The following is an 18,405-nucleotide window of genomic DNA, read 5'->3' as shown; positions in this document are numbered from 1 at the left end:
TTGACGCGGCAGAGTGCGGCCCCGATGCTGCGTACGCCAACCCACCTCGTCCGCACCGCTGTTGGAGAGGCCCACGCCATGACCCCCATCTCACGGCGCGCCTTCGTCGCAGGCGCCTCCGGAGCACTCGTCGCGGCGGGCTCGCCCGTCGCCTGGGCCGCACCCGCGGCGGCGTCCCGCGCGGACGCGCACGGCGCGCTCCTGCGGGACGCCGCCATGGTGTGGAAGAGGCTCCCGCGCGGCTGGCAGGAGGGGCCGTTCCTCGGCAACGGCCTCCTCGCCGCGCACGTGTACGCCGCGCCCGGCGAGGGCAACGTCCTGCGCTTCATGGTCAACCACTCGCACGTCCAGGACCAGCGCGGCCAGTGGGAGGCCGCGATCGGCTACTCCCGGCTCGGCGTCGGCTTCCTGACGCTCACCTTCGCCGGGACGGTCACCGGCGTCGACTGGCGCCTCGACCTGGACGACGCCGAGCTCGCCGGCACCGTCACCACCACCCGCGGCAGCGTCGCCTTCTCCGCCCTGATCCTCAGCCACGAGGACGTCCTGCTGGTCTCGACGGAGCCGAGCGCGGGCGAGGAGGCCGCGGCGTGGGGCTTCACCGCACTGCCCTCGCGCACCACCCGCACCGTCCGGGTCCCGCCCGACTACACCGCCAACCCCGACCCCGCCACCGGCCCCGGCCACGTCGAGCAGCCGCTGCACGCGGGCGGCGGCTACACCACGGCCTGGCGCGAGCGGCGCTCCGGCACCCGGCGCCTCCTCGCGGCCACCATCGCGTACGGGCACCCCGACTCCACCGGCCGGGAGCGGGCGCTCCGTACGGTCGAGAAGGCGCTCGACGGCTCCGCCGACGCGGCCGTGGCCCGCCACCGCCGCTGGTGGCACGCCTTCCACCGGCGCAGCTTCGTGTCCGTGCCCGACAAGAAGCTGCAGCGCTTCTACTGGATCCAGCTGTACAAGCTGGCGTGCGCCACCCGCGCCGACGGGCCCGTCACACCGGTCTTCGGCCCGTGGTTCCCGGAGACGGGCAACAACTGGACGAGCATCTGGTGGAACACCAACGTCCAGGTGACGTATCCGCTCGCCGACGCGTCCAACCACCGCGAACTCGACGCCGTCACGCCGACGTTCGCCCGCGACCACGCGAACCTGGAGACCAACGTCCGTCCGGAGCTGCGCGACGGCGAGACCTACGCGCTGTGCCACCCCGGCGACTGGCGGCTGCGCTCAGGGCCGCGCTACGTCGGCGTGCCCGGCGTGAGCCCCAACGACCACACGGGCAACCTCGTCTGGGCCCTGCACAACGTGTGGGTCAGCTACCGCCACCACATGGACGACGACGTCCTGCGGCACGTCATCCGCCCGGTCCTGGCCAAGGCGGTCCGCTACTACGCGCGCCACCTCACCGAGGGCTCCGACGGCAAACTGCACCTGCCCGAGACCCGCTCGCCCGAGTACGCCAACGCGGCCGACTGCACCTACGACCTGTCACTGCTGCGGTGGGGTGTCACCACCCTGCTCGACTCCGTGCGGCGGCTGCGCCTGCGGGACCCGGACGAGCAGCGGTGGCGGGACATCCGTGACCGCCTCGTCCCGTACCACCGGGACCGGAACGGCGTCATGATCGGCGCCGGGGTCCCGCTCGCCGAATCGCACCGCCACTTCTCCCACCTGCTGTGGCTCCACCCCCTCCAGGAAGGCCTCGACCGGCGCAGCTTCGATCACTGGGCCAGTCGGCAGGACCGCTGGCACGGCTACAGCTACGCGGCGGCCGCCTCCATGGAGACGCTGTTCGGCGAGTCGGAACGGGCCCTGCGGCACCTGCGGTTCTTCGTCGACGGCAACGTCACCGACAACTGCGCCCTCACGCCCAACACCATGTACCGCGAGGGCTCCAACTTCGCCCTGGAGAGCCCCGTCGCGGCGGGCCGGTCCCTGCTCGACATGCTGACGCAGAGCCACGGCGGCGTCGTGAAGGTTTTCCCCGCGGTGTCCGGCACCTGGCGGGACGCGAGCCTCCAACAGGTCCGTACGCAGGGCGCGTTCCTCGTCGACGCCTCGCGGCGCGCCGGACGTACGGAGTGGATCAGGGTGCGCAGCGAGGCCGGGGAGCCGCTGCGGCTGCGGCACGGCATCGCAGGGGACATCGACGTACGCGACGAGCGGGGACGGGCCCTGCCGTACCGGGGGAGCGACGTGATCAGCGTCCCGCTGCGGCGCGGGCAGACGGCACTGGTCACCCCGAAGGGCGCCCGCCCGGACCCCGTGCCGCGTGACGTGCCGGGCAACGCGACCGAACCGGCCTGGGGGCTGCCGTAGGCGGGGGCTGCCGTCGACCTGCCGTAGAGGAGGGCAGTCGTAGACCTGCTGGAGAATTGTCGCGCATCAAAGTTCAGTGCGATGTACTGGTCAGTGCTTTATGCTGTACTTCCGCTGATGATGTTCGCGACCCAAGGCAGATCATGACGCTCACGCTCACCGTGTCCGACGAGGTGCGCACGCTCGCGCCCGGCTTCACCCACATCGCCATCGAGGCGTACGACCTCGTGAACGGCCCCAGCTCCGACGGCACGTCGGCCCTCCTGGACGACGCCGCACGGCGCCTCGCCGCGCGCCTCGACGGCCGCGCCCCGCACGAGGACCCGCACATGGTGGACTGGCGCGCCGCCTACACGGCCTTCGGCGCCAAGCCCTCGCGCACCCGCAACTCCGCCGAGGCCCTGGCCAAGCGGGCCCTGACCGACGCGGGGCTGCCCCGGATCAACGCGCTGGTCGACGTCTACAACGCGATCAGCGTGGCCCATCTGATCCCCGTCGGCGGCGAGGACCTGGACCACATCAAGGGCGGCATGCGGCTCGTCCGCGCCACCGGGGACGAGGACTTCGTCACCATGGCCGGGGGCGAGCCGGCCGTCGAGCGCCCCGACGCGGGCGAAGTCGTCTGGTGCGACGACGAGGGCGTGACCTGCCGCCGCTGGAACTGGCGGCAGGGCCCGCGCACCCGCCTCACCGAGCAGACCGTCAACGCGGTCTTCCTGCTCGAAGGCATGGGCCCGAACGCGGGCCTTGGCGCGGCGGCCGCGGAACTCGTCGAGCTCCTGGAGAAGTTCAGCCCCGGCTCGCGGATCGACGTCCACGAGCCGGTGGGCTAGGCAGCTCCGACGGCCGCCGGTCAGGCGCCTTGGGCGGCGTCCGCCACCGGGCCGTCTGGGGCGGGGGGTTCCGCTTCGGGCCCGGTGGGCTCCGCCGCGGCCGTCGGGACGTGCCGCAGCAACACCATGGCGGTGACGGCGAGGACGGCCACGATGACGCCCGCGATCCCGGCGGCGAGGTTCAGGCCGTGGGTGAACGCCTCCCGGGCCGGTTCGACGAGCCGCGCGGCCAGAGGGCCCGACAGGTCCTGGGAGACGGCCTCCGCGCCCGCCAGGCTGTCGCCCGCGGTGCGGGCCGCCGACGCGGAGAGGCCGGACGGCAGCGCACCGGCGACCTCGTCCTGGTAGACGGCGGTCACGACGCTGCCCAGGCCCGCGATGCCGAGGGCGATGCCGAACTCCATGCCCGTCTCGGACAGCGCGGCGGCCGACCCGGCCTTCTCCGGCGGTGCCGAGCCGACGACCAGGTCCGTGCCGAGGACCATCATCGGGCTGACACCGGTGTAGACGAGGACGAAGCCCGTCAGCAGCAGCGGCAGCCCGCCGCTGCTGTCCGCCTGGGTGATCAGCGCGTAGCCGACCACCGACAGGAGCAGCGCGCCCCCCACGACGTAGCCGGGACGCACCCGGCGGGTGAGCGCCGGAGTCACCGACGACGCCGCGATCAGCGCCACCGCGGCGGGCAGCAGCCACAGCCCCGCCTCGATCGGCGAAAGGCCCTCCACCAGCTGGAGGTACTGGGTGATGAACAGATAGAGGCCGCCCATGACCCCCAGGCCGAGCAGCAGCACCAGCAGCGCGGCACTGAACGCCCGGTTCCGGAACAGCCGCAGATCCAGCAGCGGATCGGCCAGCTTGCGCTGGCGCAGCGTGAACGCCACCCCGAAGGCCGCGCCGACCACCACGGCACCGGCGGAGACGCCGTCGAGGCCATGCTCGGCGAGACGCTTGACGCCGTAGATCACCGGCAGGGCCGTCGCCAGGGACAGCGCCACGCTCGCCAGGTCGACGCGGCCCGCGTCCTCGTCCCGGAACTCCGGGAGCAGCAGCGGCGCGGCCACCACGAGCAGCACCATCACGGGCACGGCGAGCAGGAACACCGAGCCCCACCAGAACCACTCCAGGAGTACGCCACCGAGCACGGGGCCCACCGCGATGCCGGCGGAGAAGCAGGTCACCCAGGCGCTGATGGCGAGCCCGCGCTGCCGCGGGTCCTGGAACATGTTGGTGATCAGGGCGAGCGTCGAGGGCATCAGCGTCGCCCCCGTCACGCCGAGCAGGGCGCGGGCGGCGATCAGCGCCTCGGGGCTGGTGGCCAGGGCGGCGAAGACCGAAGCCGCCCCGAAGCCGACGGCGCCCGCGACCAGGAGCCTGCGGCGGCCGATCCGGTCGCCCAGCGTCCCCATGGTCACCAGGAACCCGGCGATCATGAAGCCGTAGATGTCGACGATCCACAGCATCTGGGTGCTGCTGGGTTCGAGGTCCGCCCCGAGGTGGGGCACCGCAAGGTTCAGGACCGTCGCGTCGAGGGCCAGCAGGACGGTGGGCAGGGTGAGCACGACAAGCCCGAGCCACTCACGTGGACCGGCTCTGCGGGCCGCACCGGCCCGCGCGTGTTCGGCCTGGGCGTGCGTCGTCATGGAACTCTCCGTGGGTGCCGAGGGCGATCGCGCCCGGACCGCGCCGAGGGGGCGCGCCGCCGGGCGGGGGGACGGACTCACCCTGCGGCAGGGCACTCCCGGTCCGCTCACCACTCACTCACGGGCCGCTCCCGGCGCTGGGTTACCGTGACGCCATGCGATTCGGGGTGCTGGGGCCACTGGCCGTGTGGACGGCGGAGGGCGTCCCGGTCGCCGTCCCCGGAGCGAAGTCCCGCGCCCTGCTGGCGGAGTTGCTCGCGCACGGCGGCCGCCCCGTCTCCGCCGACCGGCTGATCGACGCCCTGTGGGGCGCCGCCGAACTGCCGGGGAACCCCGCGGCCGCGCTGCAGACCAAGGTCTGGCAGGTGCGCCGGGCCCTGGCAGCCGCCGAGCCGGGCGGCCGGGACCGGCTGACCCTGGGCGCGAGCGGCTATGTGCTGCGCGTGGACGCCGAGAGCCTCGACGCCGACCGGTTCGACGCGCTCACCGCCCGTGCCCGCAGCACCCCCGACCCGCGCGCCCGGGCCGCCCTGCTGACCGACGCCCTCGCGCTGTGGCGGGGTCGGGCCTTCGACGGCTTCGCGGACACGGACGGCGCCCGGCCCCTCGGCACGCGCCTGGAGGAGGCCCGCCTCGCCGCCCTGGAGGCCAGGGCCGAGGCCCGGCTCGAACTGGGCGAGCACGAAGAGGTCCTGGGCGAGGTGAGCCAGCTCGTCGAGCAGCACCCGCTGCGCGAACGGCTGCGCGCGGTCCAGATGCGCGCCCTGTACGCCACGGGCAGGACCGGCGACGCCCTGGACTCCTACCGCCGCCTGCGGGCGCACCTGGCCGAGGAGCTCGGCCTCGACCCCGGCCCCGAACTCGCCGCCCTCCAGGAGGCCGTCCTGCGCCGCGACCCCGCCCTCGCGGGTCCGCCGGGCACCACGGCCCGCACCGTCACGAACCTGCCCGCCTCCGTGACCGAACTGGTCGGCCGCGACGGGGCGGTGGCCGACGTCACGGCCCTGTTCGGCACGGCCCGGCACGTGACCCTGACGGGCGCGGGCGGCGTGGGCAAGACCCGGCTCGCGCTCGCGGCGGCGGCCCGCCTCGTGACCGACTTCCCCGACGGCACCTGGCTGGTGGAACTCGCTGCCTTGAACCGTGCGTCGGTGGTGCCCGCGCCTGCGGGCCGCGCCGCCGCGCCGGACGACGTGTCCACCGCCGCCGAAGCCGTCATGACGGTCCTCGGCATCCGGCAGGAAGGCCCGCTCGGCGACGAGCGCGTGCCGGGCGCCGCGGCCCCGGGCGCCTCGGCGGACCGGCTCGCCGAAGCACTCGCGGACAAGCGGCTGTTGCTGGTCCTCGACAACTGCGAGCACGTCGTCGAACCGGTCGCCGAGCTCGTCACGCTGCTCCTCAAGCGCTCCCCGGGTCTGCGCGTCCTCGCCACCAGCCAGGAGGCCCTCGGCAACGCGGGCGAGAGCGTCTTCGCCGTCCCGCCCCTGGACGTACCGGAGCCGACGGAAGAGGTGCGGACCGAGGCCGTGGCGCGGGCCAGCGCGGCCCGGCTGTTCGTCGCCCGCGCCGCCGCCGCGGCGCCCGGCTTCGCCCTCGACGACGGCAACGCCGGGGACGTCGCGGTCATCTGCCGCCGCCTCGACGGGATTCCGCTGGCGCTCGAACTCGCGGCCACCCGGCTGCGGGCCCTCGGCGTACGCGACCTCGTGGACCGCCTCGACGACCGGTTCCGGCTGCTCACCACCGGATACCGGGGAGCGCCGCCCCGGCAGCAGACGCTGCGCGCCATGATCGACTGGAGCTGGGACCTGCTCACCGGGCCCGAGCGGACCGTGCTGCGCAGGCTCGCCGTGCACGCCGACGGCTGCACCTTGGCGGCCGCCGAGGCCGTCTGCGGCGGGGACGGCGTGGACAGGGACGACGTACTCGACCTGCTGGCACGCCTGGTGGACCGCTCGCTCGTCGTCCGGGCCGACGGCGCCGCCGGGCCGCGCTACCGCCTGCTGGAGTCGGTGGCGGACTACAGCGTCGGACGGCTGCGCGAGGCCGACGAGACCGCACGCGTCCGCGCGGGCCACCGCGCCTACTACACCGCTCTCGCCGAGTCCGCCGCGGACCGGTTGCGCGGCGGTGACCAGCGACGCGGTCTCGGCGTCCTGGACGCCGAGACCGCGAACCTCCGCCGCGCGCTCGACGACGCGGTCCGCCACGGCGCGGCCCCGCACGCGCTGCGGCTGGTCAACGCGCTGTCCTGGTACTGGTTCCTGCGGGGCCGGCTCCGCGAGGCCCGCCGGTCCCTCGACGCCGCCCTCACGGCGGCCGCCGAGGACGCCGGTGCCACGGCGTCGGCCGCGTACGCCGAGGCGACGACGTGGCGGGCGGCCTTCGCGGTGCTCCTCGGCGAGGACGTCGACACGGCGGAGCGGCGCCCGTCGGCCGGCGCGATCGCGGAGCGCGGGGACGGCGCCGCCCGCGCCTGCTGGCTCCTCGGGTTCGCGCTGTTCTGGATCGGTGACCAGAGCGCGAGCGAGGAGCTCATCGACCGCTCCCTGGCGGAGTTCCGGGCGCGGGGCGACCTGTGGGGCACCGCCGCCGCGCTGAGCGTACGGGCCAACCAGGCGCAGGTCCGCGGCGACCTCGCGACGCTCGAACGCGAAGGGCGGGAGAGCGCCGCCCTGTTCACGCGCCTGGGCGACCGCTGGGGGCAACTGCAGACCGTGGAACCGCTGGCCGCCCTGGCGGAGATGGCCGGGGACCACGAGGAGGCGGCCCGGCGCTATCGGGAGGGCCTGCGCATGGCGGAGGACCTCGGCCTGTGCCCGGAGGCCGTGGCCGCCCTGCACGGCCTCGGCAACACGGCGATGCTCGCGGGCGATCACACCGCCGCCCAGGAGTACTTCCGACGGGCCGGGCGGCTCTCCGCCGCGCACGGCTACAAGCCGGGCGAGATCCGCTCCGCGACGGGCCTCGGCCTGAGCAGCCGCCGCGCGGGACAGCTCGACGCCGCCGAAGCCGGGCTGCGCCCCGTCCTCCAGTGGCTCACCAGGATGGCCTTCGAACCGGGGCGCGCCCTGGTCCTCGCCGAGCTCGGCTTCATCGCGGAGCAGCGGGGCGACGCGGCGCAGGCGCTGCGGCTGCACCGGGAGGGCCGGGCGGCCGCGCGGCACACCGGGGACGTCCGCGCGCTCGCGCTGGCCCTGGAGGGACTCGCGGGCGCGCACGCCGCGGCGGGGGAGCAGGACCGCGCGGCCCTGCTCCTCGGCGCGGCCCACGCCGCCCGGGAGTCGGTGGGCATGCCGCTGCCGCCGGGCGAACGCGGCGACGTCGACCGGATCACCGCCGTGGTCAGGGCCCGCCTTGACCAGCGCTCGTTCCGCACCGCGTACGGACGCGGGCTCGCCCTCGCGCCGGACGACCTCGAACTGGTGGCGGGCGGCGCGAGCTGACGCCCGGCGCCCCCGAACCGGCGCCGGACGGCCCGGGTCGGGCGCGCGGCGTCAGTGCGCCTCGGCCGCGCGGACCTCCGCCGGGGTCGGGGCCGTGCCGCCCAGGTGGGCGGGGAGCCACCAGGTGTCGTCCGGGCCCTTGGGACGGCCGGGGTAGGCGCGCTGCGCGGCTTCGAGGAGCTCGTGGCAGCGCTCGCGCAGGCGCCGCGTGATCGCGCCCGCGTACTGGTCCTTCGGCGCCTCCACGCGCTCGCCGACCCGGATCGTCACCGGGAGGTGCTGGCGCTTGAAGTTGCGCGGGTGGCCCTTCGTCCAGATCCGCTGCGTGCCCCACACCGCCATCGGCACCAGCGGGACGCCCGCCTCCTGGGCCAGGCGCGCGGCGCCCGTCTTGAAGGACTTCAGAGTGAACGACTGCGAGATCGTCGCCTCCGGGAAGACGCCGATGATTTCACCGGAGCGCAGCGATTCCAGGGCGTGGGCGTATGCCTGGTCGCCCTGCTTGCGATCCACGGGAATGTGCTTCATGCCGCGCATCAGCGGACCCGAGATCTTGTGGCGGAACACCGACTCCTTCGCCATGAAACGCACCAGGCGCTTCTGCGGCAGTGCCGCCAGGCCGTTGAAGATGAAGTCGAGATAGCTGATGTGGTTGCTGACGAGGACCGCGCCACCCGAGCGCGGAATGTTCTCGGAACCCTTGCAGTCGATCTTCAGGTCAAGTGCCTTGAAGAAGGTCTGTGCGACGCCGACGATCGGTCGGTACACGAGTTCTGCCATGGGTGGGGAGGCCCTTCATCTCTGCCAGAGGAGAGGGCCTTTGGCAGGTAACCAAGTTACGGATCCGTAGGTATACGGCTCCGCAGATCGTGCCCCAAGAACGAGCGGACGGCCAGCGCTAGTGCCCGTAGTGCGGGAGATTCTCGTCACGTCGGAATCTTTGGGCACGCGCGCGTGCTGAGGGGAATGAGGTATGTGCGCCCCCGGCCGGGGGCCCGACAGCGCCCGGGCGGGCGACGGAGAAGGGTGGGAGACGCGGGTGACAGCGGCGCGCGGACGCGGGGACGAACGGACGCTCGGTGCGGGGGACCTGGGCGGACCGCTCGGCGAGCGGGCCACGCTCGTGCAGTTCTCCAGCGCCTTCTGCCAGCCCTGCCGGGCGACCCGCAGGGTCCTCGCCGACGTCGCCGCCATGGTTCCCGGCGTCGCGCACGTGGAGATCGACGCCGAGGGAGCCCTGGACCTCGTCCGGGAACTGCGGGTGCACAAGACGCCCACGGTGCTCGTCCTCGACCGCGCCGGGCGCGTGGTGCGGCGCGCGGTGGGACAGCCGCGCAAGGCCGACGTCATCGCCGCCCTCGGGACGGCCGTATGAGGCGGCAGGCCACGGCCCCGGAAGGACGGCACGTGCTCGTGAGTGATCTTTACCGCGCCCGCAGGGGCTTGACTGCACCGGCCACCTATCGACAGCCTGCTGCCATGCCACCGGAGCTCCTTCTCTACGAGCGCGTCCACGTGGACCTCGCCCGTCATGCCAGTGCGCGCTGTTGGTCCTGCTGAGCAGCCACGGACCCGCTCGTACCTCCTGCAGAAGGACAACTCCATGACGGCTTCGCCCGACCTCGACACCCCTCAGCTCGCCACTCCCGACCTGCTGCGCTCCGTCTTCCGGCGGCACGCGGCCGCGGTCGCCGTGATCACCGCGCGGGGCTCGGGTCCCGTCGGCTTCACCGCCACCTCCCTCACCTCGGTCTCCGCCGAGCCGCCCATGATCTCGTTCGGCATCGGCACCGGCGCCTCCAGCTGGCCCGCGATATCCCGGGCCGAGCACGTCGGCGTCCACATCCTCGGCGAGCACCAGGAAGAGCTGGCCGCGACGTTCGCGCGCAGCGGCGCCGACCGGTTCGGCCCGGCCACGCGCTGGTTCGAGGGGCCGCACGGCGTGCCCGTGCTCGACGGCGTGCTCGCGTGGCTGGTGTGCCGCGTCGTGGCGCGGGTGCCCGCGGGCGACCACCGGGTGGTCCTCGCGGAGGCGGTCGTCGGCGACCCCGCGGGGGCGGGCCGCCCGCTCCTGTACCACCAGGGGCGCTTCAACGCGCTGCGCGACTGAGAGTTCCCGGATGTCGCGTGGTGCGCGCGATTACGGAGCGTTGCGAAGGTCACAGTTCAAAGCGCTTGCTTAGCGGGAAAGCACTGGGTGTACTCATGAGTAATATTCCGGTTGGAGCGGGGGCCGCCCCGATCGGGATCCGCCGCTTCAGGCGCCTATGCTGCCTGCAAGAAGGCAGTAGCCGCAGCCAAGGCAGCAGCCCAGTAATAACGATGCAGTAGGAGAGCCGGCGTGAGCTTGAGGATCGTTGTCTGTGTGAAGTACGTGCCCGACGCCACCGGCGATCGGCACTTCGCCGAGGACCTGACCGTCGACCGTGACGACGTGGACGGCCTCCTCTCGGAACTCGACGAGTACGCGGTCGAGCAGGCCTTGCAGATCAAGGAGGCGGCGGACGACGAGGCGGAGATCACGGTCCTCACCGTCGGTCCCGAGGACGCCAAGGACGCGCTCCGCAAGGCCCTGTCGATGGGCGCCGACAAGGCCGTCCACGTCGAGGACGACGACCTGCACGGCACGGACGTGATGGGCACCTCGCTGGTCCTCGCCAAGGCCATCGAGAAGACGGGCTACGACCTGGTCATCGCCGGTATGGCCTCGACGGACGGCACCATGGGCGTGCTGCCCGCGATCCTCTCCGAGCGCCTGGGCGTCCCGCAGGTCACGCTGCTCTCCGAGGTCTCCGTCGCGGACGGCGTGGTGAAGGGCCGCCGTGACGGCGACACCGCGTCCGAGCAGCTGGAGGCGTCCCTGCCGGCCGTCGTGTCCGTGACGGACCAGTCGGGCGAGGCCCGTTACCCCTCGTTCAAGGGCATCATGGCGGCCAAGAAGAAGCCGGTGGAGTCCCTGGACCTGGACGACCTGGACATCGACGCCGATGAGGTCGGTCTCGAGGGCGCCTGGACCAAGGTCGACTCCGCCGCCGAGCGTCCCGCGCGCACCGCGGGCACGATCGTCAAGGACGAGGGCGAGGGCGGCAAGCAGCTCGCCGAGTTCCTCGCCGGCCAGAAGTTCATCTGAGCTTCAGTCACCCCTCACACCCCACCTTCTTCGTCATCGCAGGAGATAGAAGTCCCATGGCTGAAGTTCTCGTTTACGTCGACCACGTCGACGGTGCCGTCCGCAAGCCCACCCTGGAGCTGCTGACCCTCGCCCGCCGCGTCGGCGTGCCTGTCGCCGTCGCGCTCGGCCCGGGCGCCGAGGCCACCGCGGCCACGCTCGCCGAGCACGGCGCGGTCAAGGTCCTCACCGCCGACGCCCCCGAGTTCGCCGACTACCTCGTCGTGCCGAAGGTGGACGCGCTGCAGGCCGCGTACGACGCCGTGTCCCCGGCCGCCGTGCTCGTGCCGTCGTCCGCCGAGGGCAAGGAGATCGCGGCCCGCCTCGCGGTCCGCATCGAGTCCGGCATCATCACCGACGCCATCGACCTGGAGTCCGGCGACGAGGGCCCGGTGGCCACGCAGTCCGTGTTCGCGGCCGCGTTCACCACCAAGTCCCGCATCTCCAAGGGCACCCCGGTCATCACCGTCAAGCCGAACTCGGCTCCGGTCGAGGCCGCCCCGGCCGCGGGCGCCGTCGAGGCCCTGTCCGTGTCGTTCTCCGCCCAGGCCACCGGCACCAAGGTCACCGCGCGCACCCCGCGCGAGTCCACGGGCCGCCCCGAGCTGACCGAGGCCGCGATCGTGGTCTCCGGTGGCCGCGGCGTCAACGGCGCCGAGAACTTCGGGATCATCGAGGCGCTCGCCGACTCGCTCGGTGCCGCCGTCGGCGCCTCCCGCGCCGCCGTCGACGCCGGCTGGTACCCGCACTCCAACCAGGTCGGCCAGACCGGCAAGTCCGTGTCGCCGCAGCTGTACATCGCCTCCGGCATCTCCGGCGCGATCCAGCACCGCGCGGGCATGCAGACGTCGAAGACCATCGTGGCCATCAACAAGGACGCCGAGGCCCCGATCTTCGACCTCGTCGACTACGGCGTGGTCGGCGACCTCTTCGAGGTCGTCCCGCAGCTCACCGACGAGGTCAAGTCCCGCAAGGGCTGAGCTCATCGCCGGGCACGAGGCCCCCGGTTCCCGCCGTGCGCGGGGCCGGGGGCCTCGCGCGTCACAGCGTCAGGCTCGCCTGCACCGGCAGGTGGTCGCTCGGGAACTGCCCGGCCAGGGAGAAGGTGTTGACGGCCGCCGCGTGCACGCGCGCGGCCGGCGTCGCCAGGATCCAGTCGATGCGGTCGCCGTCCGGCACGAGCGGCTTGTAGCCGTGGAACGTCGCGTACTGCTTGCCGCGCTCGGCGGCCGCGTCCCAGGTGTCGACGAGCCCCGCCTTGAGCAGCGTGTCGTAGACCGGGTTCTTGTGGGCCGCGACGTTGAAGTCGCCGGTGACGACCTTCGGCAGGGTGCGGTCCAGGGCGGACAGGCGGTCGGAGATCAGATGCGCGGCGCGCGTGCGCGCGTACTGACTGTGGTTGTCCAGATGGGTGTTGAGGACGTACAGCTGGCGCTCCGTGCGCCGGTCGTGGAAGCGGACCCAGGTGACCATGCGGATCGAGCCGCCGCCCCAGGTGTTGGAGCCGATCACGTCCGGGGTGTCCGAGAGCCAGAAGTGCTCGTACTCGAGGGGCGTCAGCCTGCGCGTGTCGTAGGAGACGGCCATGAACTCGTCGCGGCTGCCGCCCGCGCGGCCCGTGCCGATCCAGGCGTAGTGCGGGCCCAGGTCCTCGGCGATGTCCCGCACCTGCTGGTAGAGGCCCTCCTGGGTGCCGATGACGTGGGGCCGCGCGCGGCGCAGCAACTCCCGGGTGACGGGGCGGCGCTCGGGCCACGAGTTCGGCGGCGTGGGGCTCGCGTAGCGCAGGTTGAAGCTCATGACCTCCAGGCGGCGGCCGGGGCGCTCCGCGGCGTGCGCGGGCGCGGCGGCGAGCGCCGTGGCGAGCAGGGGGACCGTGACGGCCGTCGCGGTGGCCACGGCCGTACGCAGGCCGGAGCGGCGGGTCACGGGTGTGTCGGTCGGCACGCGTTCTCCTTCGGTCGGTCGCGGTGCGGCGCGGTGGGGCTCGGTGCGGGATCCTGCGGCGGGCAAGGGGTCCACCGGAGTGTGGGAGCACCATCTGAGACGGGCGTGAACGGCCGGGGTCCGGTACGCGAGAAGGTGTTGACCAGTGGGAAGGTACACGGATAACTTCGCCATACGGATTCCTGATTCCGTGAAGCGGAAGATCTGTAGGGGCGGTTCGCCAGCGTACTCGCCATGGAACACCGTGAGCGCGGAACGCCGCACTATGAAGGTGGAGGGTGCACGGATGGGTCAGCAGGAAAAGGTGGCGACGAGTCTCGCGGGCGCCGTCAGCGAGCGCGTGAGCGCCTCGCTCACGCCGGTGGACGAGGAGCTCGAACGCCGCTACCCCGGAGACCCCGGCACCCGCCAGCCCGTCCACACCGTGTACGTCCCCGGCGAGCTGTTCGCCGCCGACACGATCCGCTCCTGGGGCGACCGGGCCCTGGCCGCCCTCGACGAGCACGCGCCGGACGCCGCCTCCTTCGCCGCCGTGCTCGGCCTCGCCGACGACCTGGCCGAGCCGGTCTACACGCGCGTACGGGCCAAGCTGGAGCGCGAGCCCGTGGAAGACATCCGGGTCGACTTCGAGGACGGCTACGGCGGGCGCACGGATGCCGACGAGGACGCCGACGCGGCCCGCGCCGCCCGGCTGATCGCCGCGGCGTACGCGGGCGGCGCCGCCGCGCCGTACATGGGCATCCGCATGAAGTGCATGGAAGCCGCCGTCCGCGACCGGGGCATCCGCACCCTCGACGTCTTCCTGACCGGCCTCATGGAGGCGGGCGGCCTGCCCGACGGGCTCGTCCTGACGCTGCCGAAGGTGACGTACCCGCAGCAGGTCACCGCGATGGTGCGGCTCTTGGAGGAGTTCGAGAAGGCGCGCGGCCTCACCCCCGGCCGGATCGGCTTCGAGATCCAGATCGAGACCAGCCAGTCGATCCTCGCCGCCGACGGCACCGCCGCCGTCGCCCGCATGATCGACGCCGCCGAGGGCCGTGCCACGGGCCTGCACTACGGCACCTTCGACTACAGCGCCTGCCTCGGCGTGTCCGCCGCGTACCAGGCGAGCGACCACCCGGCCGCCGACCACGCCAAGGCGATCATGCAGGTCGCCGCGGCGGGCACCGGCGTACGCGTCTCCGACGGCTCCACGAACGTCCTTCCGGTCGGCCCCACGGCGAAGGTCCACGACGCCTGGCGCCTGCACTACGGCCTCACCCGGCGCGCCCTGGCCCGCGCCTACTACCAGGGCTGGGACATGCACCCCGGCCACATCCCGACCCGCTACGCCGCCGTGTTCGCGTTCTACCGCGAGGGCTTCGAGCAGGCCGCCGCCCGCCTCGCCGCCTACGCCAACCGCACCACCGGCGACATCGCGGACGAGCCCGCCACCGCCAAGGCGCTCGCCGGGTACCTGCTGCGCGGCCTGGACTGCGGCGCGCTCGACACCGCGGAGGTCACCCGGCTCACCGGGCTCACCCTGGCCGGGCTCCAGACGTACGCGGGACCGCGCCGGGGCGACCTCACCCCGTCGGCCAAGTAATCGCGTCGCCCAGCAGCTCGGGCGCGGCGGCATGGGCGTCGTCTGGCGCGCCGTCGACGAGGTGCTGCACCGCGAGGTCGCCGTCAAGGAACAGCGGACGTACACGGACACGGCAGGGCCCGAGCTCGCCGATCTGCGGCTGCGGATGCAGCGCGACGCGCGTGCCGCCGCGCGCGTGCGCCACCCCGGTGTCGTCGCCGTCCACGACGTGACCGAGGTCGACGGGCGCCCGGTCATCGTCAGGGAACTCGTCGACGGCCCCTCCCTGGACGACGTGCTGCGCGAGCGCGGGACGCTGGACCCGCGCGAGGCCGCGGCCGTCGGCGCGAAGGTCATGAACGCGCTCGCGGTCGCCCACCGCGTCGGCGTCCTGCACCGCGGCGCCACACCCGGCAACATCCTCCTGGGGACCGGCGGCCGCGTCGTCCTGACCGACTTCGGCATCGCCACCATGGAGGACCCGGGCGACGGCTCCGCCACGCTTCCCCGGGAGACCCCATTCCCGCAGCGGCGAACTCGTCGGCTCCCTCGCCTACTTGGCGCCCGAGCGCGCCCAGGGCCAGGAGCCCGGCCCCGCGTCGGACGTCTGGGCACTCGGCGCGACGCTGTACGCCGTGGTGGAGGGCGCCCCGCCGTTCCGCCGCACGTCGACGTGGTCCACGCTGACGGCCATCGTGGTCGACCCGCTGCCGGAGCCGGGGCGGCGGCAGGCGCGCCCGCGCCCTCGCTCACACCCGCGCCGCCGCCGGGCGGCGCGATACCGCGCGAACCGACGGTGCGCCACATCCCGAGCACGCCCCCGCCGGGCTTCGGCCCGCCGCCGCAGGCCCCGACGGCCCACGCCGCGCCGCCGGACCCGGTCGCCCACGCCGTACCGGCGTCCCCCGCGACCCGGACCGAGACGCCCGCCCGGCCGCGCCGGGGCAAGGCCCTGCTGGCCGCCGCCGCGGTGGCCGTGGTCCTCGCGGCGACCGGCGTGACCGTCGCCGCACTGGGCGGCGGGGACGGCGAGAAGAGCGAGGCGAGTGACGCACGGGAGGCGGGCGGCAGGCGCGTCCCGCCGCGCTCAGTCCGCGGGGGCCAGCTCTCCCGATCCCCGGGTGATCAGGCGCGTCGGCAGCTCCACCCGCTCCGGCGGTCCTGACGCGCCGTCCAGCTGGCGGAAGAGGCGCTCCGCCGCCGTGCGGCCGAGCTGGGCCGCGTCCTGGGCGACCACCGTGACCCCCGGTCGCAGCAGGTCGGCCAGCTCGATGTCGTCGAAGCCGACCAGGGCCACGGGGCGGGGGAGACCCGCGAGGACGCGTACGACGGTCACCGTCACGCGGTTGTTGCCCGCGAAGATCGCGGTGACCGGTGCCGGGCCCGTCAGCATCGTCTCGGCGGCGCGGGCCACGCGCTCGGGGTGCGTCAGGCCGAGGGACACCCAGGACTCGTCGACCTCGATGCCCGCGTCCGCCATCGCCGTGCGGTAGCCCCGCAGCCGCTCTATGGCGGTGTGGATGCGCGGCTGGTCACCGATGAAGCCGATGCGGCGGTGACCGTGCGCGATGAGGTGCGCGACGCCGTCGCGCGCGCCGCCGAAGCTGTCGGAGAGCACCACGTCCGCGTCGATCCGCCCCGGCGGCCGGTCCACGAAGACCGTGGCGACGCCCGCGGCGATCTCCGGCTCCAGATAGCGGTGGTCGTCGCCCGCGGGGATCACGACGAGTCCGTCGACGCGCCGCGCGCACAGCGCGAGCACCAACTCCTGCTCGCGGTCCGGGTCCTCGGCGCTCGAACCGTTGATGAGCAGCGCCCCGTGCGCCCGCGCCACCTCTTCGACCGCGCGGCTCAGCGGGCCGTAGAACGGGTCGGCCAGGTCCTCCAGGACGAGGCCGATGCTGGCCGTGCGGCCCTTGCGCAGGACCCGCGCGCTGTCGTTGCGCCGGAAGCCGAGGGCGTCGATGGCCTCCTGGACGCGGCGTTCGGTGTCGGGCGTGACGCCCGGCTCGCCGTTCACGACGCGGGAGACGGTCTTGAGGCCCACGCCCGCACGGGCGGCGACGTCCTTCATGGTCGGCCGGTTGCCGTAGCGGCTCCTGGGGTCCGCGGGGTCCGGACCGCCGTCGGGGCGTCGGTGGGAGACGGGGGTGCGGGCGGTCTCTGCCACGATGCGCTGTCCTGTCTGTCGTCCACTACGGGGCTGTGCTGCGCGGGTCGCGGACCCAGTCTGCGCAACGGAGGCCCGTCCGCGTGCGGAAGTTCAGGTTTCCACTGTGTACGGGGCTCATTTGACGTCCACTATGTATACGGGGGGTGGGATGTCCGGTGTTTACCCGGGGGTAGCGTCAGGCGCTGCCGGGGCGGGGGCCACGATTCCCGCGGTGGGCGAGCGGGCCCGTCGTGTGGCTTCGAGCATAGAATCTGGACAACGTTGTCAGAAGCACGAGAGACTGTCCCCCCGCACTCTCCGGCCTGCCCTTTCACCAGGAGATCTGACAGTGATGCCCACGGACCTCGTCGCCGCACTCGACATCGGCGGCACCAAGATCGCCGGCGCCCTGGTGGACGGCCGCGGCCGGATCCTGCTGCGCACCCAGCGCCCGACGCCCGCGCGCGAGGACGGCGACACCGTGATGCGCGCGGTCGAAGACGTCATCGGTGAGCTCGCGGCGGGGGAGCCGTGGGCCCAGGTGCGCGCGGTCGGCATCGGCAGCGCGGGCCCCGTGGACGCCTCCGCGGGCACGGTCAGCCCCGTCAACGTGCCCGGCTGGCGCGGCTACCCCCTGGTGGAGCGGGTGCGCGCCGCCACCGACGGGCTGCCGGTGGAGCTGGTGGGCGACGGCGTGGCGATGACAGCCGCGGAGCACTGGCAGGGCGCCGCCCGGGGCCACGACAACGCCCTGTGCATGGTGGTGTCCACCGGCGTCGGCGGCGGCCTGATCCTGGGCGGCTCCCTGCACCCCGGCCCCACCGGTAACGCGGGCCACATCGGCCACATCTGCGTCGACCTGGACGGCGACCCGTGCCCCTGCGGCTCCCGCGGCTGCGTCGAGCGGATAGCGAGCGGCCCGAACATCGCCCGGCGCGCCCTGGAGGCGGGCTGGCGGCCGGGCCCGGACGGCGACTCCTCGGCGGCGGCCGTCGCCCTCGCGGCCCGCGCGGGCGACCCGGTCGCCACGGCGTCCTTCGACCGGGCCGCGCAGGCGCTCGCGGCGGGCATCGCCGCGACCGCCACGCTCGTCGAGATCGACATCGCGGTGATCGGCGGGGGCGTGGCGATGGCGGGCGACGTCCTGTTCGCGCCGCTGCGCCGCGCCCTGCGGGACTACGCCACGCTGTCCTTCGTACGCCAACTGACGGTCGCCCCGGCCCTGATGGGCACGGACGCGGGCCTGGTGGGCGCGGCGGCGGCCGCGCTGCGCGCCTTCCCCGACCCGGCGGTGCCCCGGCTGCGGTCCGCCGTCAACGGCTGAGCGGACCG

The 18,405-nt window shown here is 73.9% G+C and carries 14 protein-coding genes and 1 pseudogene; 11 read left to right on the top strand and 4 right to left on the bottom strand.

The genetic code is table 11. The features are described 5' to 3' along the window. Window positions 1-78: 78 nt before the first annotated feature. Together IG74_RS0109790 and IG74_RS0109785 are read left to right on the top strand one after the other, a co-directional pair. On the top strand, window positions 79-2,322 hold the full coding sequence (locus tag IG74_RS0109790; protein WP_030672946.1) for a glycosyl hydrolase family 95 catalytic domain-containing protein: 2,244 nt from the start codon (window positions 79-81) through the stop codon (window positions 2,320-2,322). A gap of 143 nt (window positions 2,323-2,465) precedes the next feature. Beyond that, window positions 2,466-3,155 carry a B3/4 domain-containing protein gene (locus IG74_RS0109785; protein WP_030672944.1) on the top strand — a complete coding sequence of 230 codons (690 nt, stop codon included), beginning with the start codon at window positions 2,466-2,468 and terminating at the stop codon, window positions 3,153-3,155. A 20-nt stretch (window positions 3,156-3,175) separates the two neighbouring features. Here IG74_RS0109785 and IG74_RS0109780 read toward each other — a convergent pair whose 3' ends face one another. Next, complete coding sequence (locus IG74_RS0109780; RefSeq protein ID WP_078868687.1) at window positions 3,176-4,795, bottom strand: MFS transporter; 1,620 nt, start codon at window positions 4,793-4,795, stop codon at window positions 3,176-3,178. Between the two features lie 155 nt (window positions 4,796-4,950). On the opposite strand from IG74_RS0109780, the gene IG74_RS0109775 reads away from it, so the two are divergent. Next, window positions 4,951-8,241, top strand: coding sequence for a BTAD domain-containing putative transcriptional regulator (locus IG74_RS0109775; protein ID WP_030672939.1), 3,291 nt, complete (start codon window positions 4,951-4,953; stop codon window positions 8,239-8,241). A 51-nt stretch (window positions 8,242-8,292) separates the two neighbouring features. On the opposite strand, the gene IG74_RS0109770 is transcribed toward IG74_RS0109775, so the two are convergent. Next, complete coding sequence (locus IG74_RS0109770; RefSeq protein ID WP_030672936.1) at window positions 8,293-9,021, bottom strand: lysophospholipid acyltransferase family protein; 729 nt, start codon at window positions 9,019-9,021, stop codon at window positions 8,293-8,295. Window positions 9,022-9,280: 259 nt separating this feature from the next. Between IG74_RS0109770 and IG74_RS0109765 the strand changes: the two genes are divergently transcribed. From IG74_RS0109765 to IG74_RS0109750, 4 genes are all read left to right on the top strand, one after another. Next, window positions 9,281-9,616, top strand: coding sequence for a thioredoxin family protein (locus tag IG74_RS0109765; protein WP_030672933.1), 336 nt, complete (start codon window positions 9,281-9,283; stop codon window positions 9,614-9,616). A gap of 228 nt (window positions 9,617-9,844) precedes the next feature. Further along, on the top strand, window positions 9,845-10,351 hold the full coding sequence (locus tag IG74_RS0109760; RefSeq protein WP_030672930.1) for a flavin reductase family protein: 507 nt from the start codon (window positions 9,845-9,847) through the stop codon (window positions 10,349-10,351). Window positions 10,352-10,582: 231 nt separating this feature from the next. Further along, the gene (locus IG74_RS0109755; protein WP_030672927.1) at window positions 10,583-11,371 is read left to right on the top strand and encodes an electron transfer flavoprotein subunit beta/FixA family protein; all 789 of its coding nucleotides are present in this window, start codon (window positions 10,583-10,585) and stop codon (window positions 11,369-11,371) included. 56 nt (window positions 11,372-11,427) lie between these two features. Beyond that, window positions 11,428-12,390 (top strand): electron transfer flavoprotein subunit alpha/FixB family protein, encoded by a 963-nt coding sequence (locus IG74_RS0109750; RefSeq protein WP_030672924.1) that lies wholly within the window; start codon window positions 11,428-11,430, stop codon window positions 12,388-12,390. Between the two features lie 61 nt (window positions 12,391-12,451). On the opposite strand, the gene IG74_RS0109745 is transcribed toward IG74_RS0109750, so the two are convergent. Further along, on the bottom strand, window positions 12,452-13,357 hold the full coding sequence (locus IG74_RS0109745) for an endonuclease/exonuclease/phosphatase family protein (RefSeq protein ID WP_030672921.1): 906 nt from the start codon (window positions 13,355-13,357) through the stop codon (window positions 12,452-12,454). 286 nt (window positions 13,358-13,643) lie between these two features. On the opposite strand from IG74_RS0109745, the gene IG74_RS0109740 reads away from it, so the two are divergent. The 3 genes and pseudogenes from IG74_RS0109740 to IG74_RS54195 all read left to right on the top strand — a co-directional run bounded on the left by IG74_RS0109740 (window position 13,644) and on the right by IG74_RS54195 (window position 15,922). Then, the gene (locus tag IG74_RS0109740; protein WP_030672917.1) at window positions 13,644-14,942 is read left to right on the top strand and encodes a DUF6986 family protein; all 1,299 of its coding nucleotides are present in this window, start codon (window positions 13,644-13,646) and stop codon (window positions 14,940-14,942) included. A gap of 31 nt (window positions 14,943-14,973) precedes the next feature. Continuing rightward, window positions 14,974-15,336: pseudogene (locus tag IG74_RS54200) on the top strand (protein kinase domain-containing protein); the annotation flags it as partial. Between the two features lie 142 nt (window positions 15,337-15,478). Continuing rightward, window positions 15,479-15,922, top strand: coding sequence for a hypothetical protein (locus tag IG74_RS54195; protein WP_267885555.1), 444 nt, complete (start codon window positions 15,479-15,481; stop codon window positions 15,920-15,922). Window positions 15,923-16,008: 86 nt separating this feature from the next. On the opposite strand, the gene IG74_RS0109730 is transcribed toward IG74_RS54195, so the two are convergent. Then, on the bottom strand, window positions 16,009-16,995 hold the full coding sequence (locus IG74_RS0109730) for a LacI family DNA-binding transcriptional regulator (RefSeq protein ID WP_051854762.1): 987 nt from the start codon (window positions 16,993-16,995) through the stop codon (window positions 16,009-16,011). A gap of 430 nt (window positions 16,996-17,425) precedes the next feature. Here IG74_RS0109730 and IG74_RS0109725 point away from each other — a divergent pair, with 430 nt between their 5' ends. Next, complete coding sequence (locus IG74_RS0109725; RefSeq protein ID WP_030672912.1) at window positions 17,426-18,397, top strand: ROK family protein; 972 nt, start codon at window positions 17,426-17,428, stop codon at window positions 18,395-18,397. Window positions 18,398-18,405 lie beyond the last annotated feature (8 nt).

The sequence above is a fragment of the Streptomyces sp. NRRL B-1347 genome (assembly GCF_000720325.1).
Classification (GTDB): domain Bacteria; phylum Actinomycetota; class Actinomycetes; order Streptomycetales; family Streptomycetaceae; genus Streptomyces.
This window is presented reverse-complemented; position numbering and strand designations above follow the sequence as displayed.

Excerpts from the sequence above, each read along its gene's own strand:
- IG74_RS0109730 (WP_051854762.1), bottom strand. The coding sequence starts at position 16,995 with ATGAAGGACGTCGCCGCCCGTGCGGGCGTGGGCCTCAAGACCGTCTCC.
- IG74_RS0109785 (WP_030672944.1), top strand. The coding sequence starts at position 2,466 with ATGACGCTCACGCTCACCGTGTCCGACGAGGTGCGCACGCTCGCGCCC.
- IG74_RS0109775 (WP_030672939.1), top strand. The coding sequence starts at position 4,951 with ATGCGATTCGGGGTGCTGGGGCCACTGGCCGTGTGGACGGCGGAGGGC.
- IG74_RS0109750 (WP_030672924.1), top strand. The coding sequence starts at position 11,428 with ATGGCTGAAGTTCTCGTTTACGTCGACCACGTCGACGGTGCCGTCCGC.
- IG74_RS0109770 (WP_030672936.1), bottom strand. The coding sequence starts at position 9,021 with ATGGCAGAACTCGTGTACCGACCGATCGTCGGCGTCGCACAGACCTTC.
- IG74_RS0109780 (WP_078868687.1), bottom strand. The coding sequence starts at position 4,795 with ATGACGACGCACGCCCAGGCCGAACACGCGCGGGCCGGTGCGGCCCGC.
- IG74_RS0109790 (WP_030672946.1), top strand. The coding sequence starts at position 79 with ATGACCCCCATCTCACGGCGCGCCTTCGTCGCAGGCGCCTCCGGAGCA.
- IG74_RS0109725 (WP_030672912.1), top strand. The coding sequence starts at position 17,426 with ATGCCCACGGACCTCGTCGCCGCACTCGACATCGGCGGCACCAAGATC.
- IG74_RS0109760 (WP_030672930.1), top strand. The coding sequence starts at position 9,845 with ATGACGGCTTCGCCCGACCTCGACACCCCTCAGCTCGCCACTCCCGAC.
- IG74_RS0109740 (WP_030672917.1), top strand. The coding sequence starts at position 13,644 with ATGGGTCAGCAGGAAAAGGTGGCGACGAGTCTCGCGGGCGCCGTCAGC.